This window comes from Streptomyces sp. SID10853 (genome assembly GCF_010548145.1).
Lineage (GTDB): Bacteria > Actinomycetota > Actinomycetes > Streptomycetales > Streptomycetaceae > Streptomyces.
Window position 1 is genome coordinate 1 of sequence record NZ_JAAGLN010000454.1, and the last position, 2,144, is coordinate 2,144.

Genomic DNA, 2,144 nt, shown 5'->3' on the forward strand with positions numbered 1-2,144 from the left:
CGCGGGCGGCAGCAGCAGAGCGGCGGCGATGGGCACGGCGAAGAACGGCCCGCTCCCCGGTGACCTGCGGGCGAGCAGCTCGCATCCTGCGTACACCGCGGCGAGCAGCGCGACGGCCGTCCAGGGGGTGCCGGGGTCGGTGAGCGCGGGCAGCACACACCAGGCGGCGGCCAGGACCGCGCACAGGACGCAGGCGCGCGCCGTCGGCGGCAGTGCCCGCATGGCGGCCTCCTCCTCCGGGATCCGCACGGCTCCGGCGTCCGTACAGGTTGGGGAGAATAGGCGCGGGCGGACGGCCGGGGGGCCGCATCTGCGGATCAGCAGCCCATCGGGTGACAGCGCGGGGGCCGAAACCGGAGCGCGGGGCGGAAACCGGGCGCGGACCGGCACCACATCACCACCGCGCACAGCAGCGGGACCACGGCGCGCGCCGTGGTCCCGCTGTGGATGTCGTGATGTGGTGCGCCGGAGGCGGCCGGGAGGCCCCTGCCGTCCGGCCGCGAGTCACTCCTGGGTGGCCGCCGACCGGTCGGTGACGGTGATGTCCTGGTCGGGCACCGTCTGTCCGGAGCGGATCAGATCGATGCGTCCCATGACCTTGGACCGGAGGTCCGCCGGTACGTCGTCACTGCCGCAGCAGCGCTTCACCAGCTTCTTGACGGCCTGTTCGAGGCCGTACTTCTCCAGGCACGGGGAGCACTCCTCGAAGTGCACCTCGAACTTGGTGCAGTCGTTGTCCGGCATCTCGTGGTCGAGGAACTCGTAAAGATGGTCCAGGACCTCGGAGCAGTCCGTTTCGTGCGGCTCTCCGCAGCTCATGAGCCCGAACCTTTCGCCTCGTTCGACTCTCCGGCGCCCGCCGGGACAAGCCCGCGGTCGCGTGCGTAGTCCTCCAGCATGCCGCGCAGCTGACGGCGGCCCCGGTGCAGCCGGGACATGACCGTCCCGATGGGTGTCCCCATGATGTCTGCGATCTCCTTGTACGCAAAGCCCTCGACATCGGCGAGATACACCGCGATGCGGAACTCTTCGGGGATCGCCTGCAGTGCGGACTTCACATCCGAGTCGGGCAGGTGGTCGAGCGCCTGCGACTCGGCGGAGCGCAGCCCGGTGGACATGTGCGACTCGGCGCGTGCGAGCTGCCAGTCCTCGATCTCCTCGGCGGCACTGCGCTGAGGTTCGCGCTGCTTCTTGCGGTACGAGTTGATGAACGTGTTCGTGAGGATGCGGTACATCCACGCCTTGAGGTTGGTCCCCTCACGGAACTGGTGGAACGAGCCGTACGCCTTCGCATAGGTCTCCTGCACCAGGTCCTCGGCATCGGCCGGATTGCGCGTCATGCGCAGCGCGGCCGAGTACATCTGGTCGAGGTAGCCGAGGGCATCCCGCTCGAAGCGCGCATTGCGCTCCGCGGCCGTCTCTTCCGCATGGCCGTCTTCGGTCCCTGTGTCGGTCCCAGTGACCGGACCCACCTCCTCCAACGCCGTGGCGGATCCGAATGCGGACCCACTCGAATCGGAGGATAGACGACGATCCGGTCCGCCCGCCGCCCGGGAAGGAGCGCTCCGGTCTGCCGGAAGCACGGTCCACTCCAGGTCAGCGGTGTGCGGGCGGCGCGGGCAGATGGTCGAACCCATGCGACGGACTCCCTCTCCACGAACAAGCTTCTCGGTACCGGCGTCCAGTACCGGTGTTCTCCGACAACAGCGCTCCGCGGCTCAGCATTCCCGCAGCCGCACCGCCCACCCGGCCACCGCGTCGGTGATGGTCTTCAGCGCCTGTTCCTGGCCGGTCGCGGCCCGCTTCGGCACGGCGAAGCCGTGATCGGCGTCCGCGACCCCCACCAGCTCGAAGTCCCCCGCGCCGAACTCGGCGGCGCCCGGGAACTCGGCGGGCTTCCCGAACGGGTCCCGCTCGCCCTGGACGACCAGCGTGCTGACCCCGGCCCCGGTCAGCTCCCGTTGCCTGGACTTCTCCGGCTTCCCCGGCGGATGCAGCGGGAAGCTCAGCGCCAGGACGAGCAGTAGTGATGCGAAGGCTTCCCAGAGCATGTCTTCCCTTCCGCGCGCCGCTGCGAATCGTGTGAACCAGCTGTGAGCTGACTGATCCTTTACTGATTCCGGTCTTACCCGGCGGCCGCGGAA

At 69.4% G+C, this 2,144-nt stretch carries 2 protein-coding genes and 2 pseudogenes; all 4 read right to left on the reverse strand.

Annotated features, from left to right (window positions below):
• Positions 1–222: pseudogene (locus tag G3I19_RS36225) on the reverse strand (metal-dependent phosphohydrolase); the annotation flags it as partial.
• A gap of 282 nt (positions 223–504) precedes the next feature.
• On the reverse strand, positions 505–819 hold the full coding sequence (gene rsrA, locus G3I19_RS36230) for a mycothiol system anti-sigma-R factor (protein WP_164267908.1): 315 nt from the start codon (positions 817–819) through the stop codon (positions 505–507).
• A complete protein-coding gene (locus G3I19_RS36235; protein WP_250297961.1) occupies positions 816–1,472 on the reverse strand; it encodes a sigma-70 family RNA polymerase sigma factor in 657 nt (218 codons plus the stop codon). The genes rsrA and G3I19_RS36235 overlap by 4 nt, the downstream gene beginning before the upstream one ends.
• 246 nt (positions 1,473–1,718) lie before the next feature.
• Positions 1,719–2,018: pseudogene (locus tag G3I19_RS36240) on the reverse strand (alpha/beta family hydrolase); the annotation flags it as partial.
• Positions 2,019–2,144: the final 126 nt, after the last annotated feature.

Bases quoted from the DNA above. Each gene is read 5' to 3' on its own strand.
- rsrA (WP_164267908.1), bottom strand. From the start codon at position 819: ATGAGCTGCGGAGAGCCGCACGAAACGGACTGCTCCGAGGTCCTGGAC.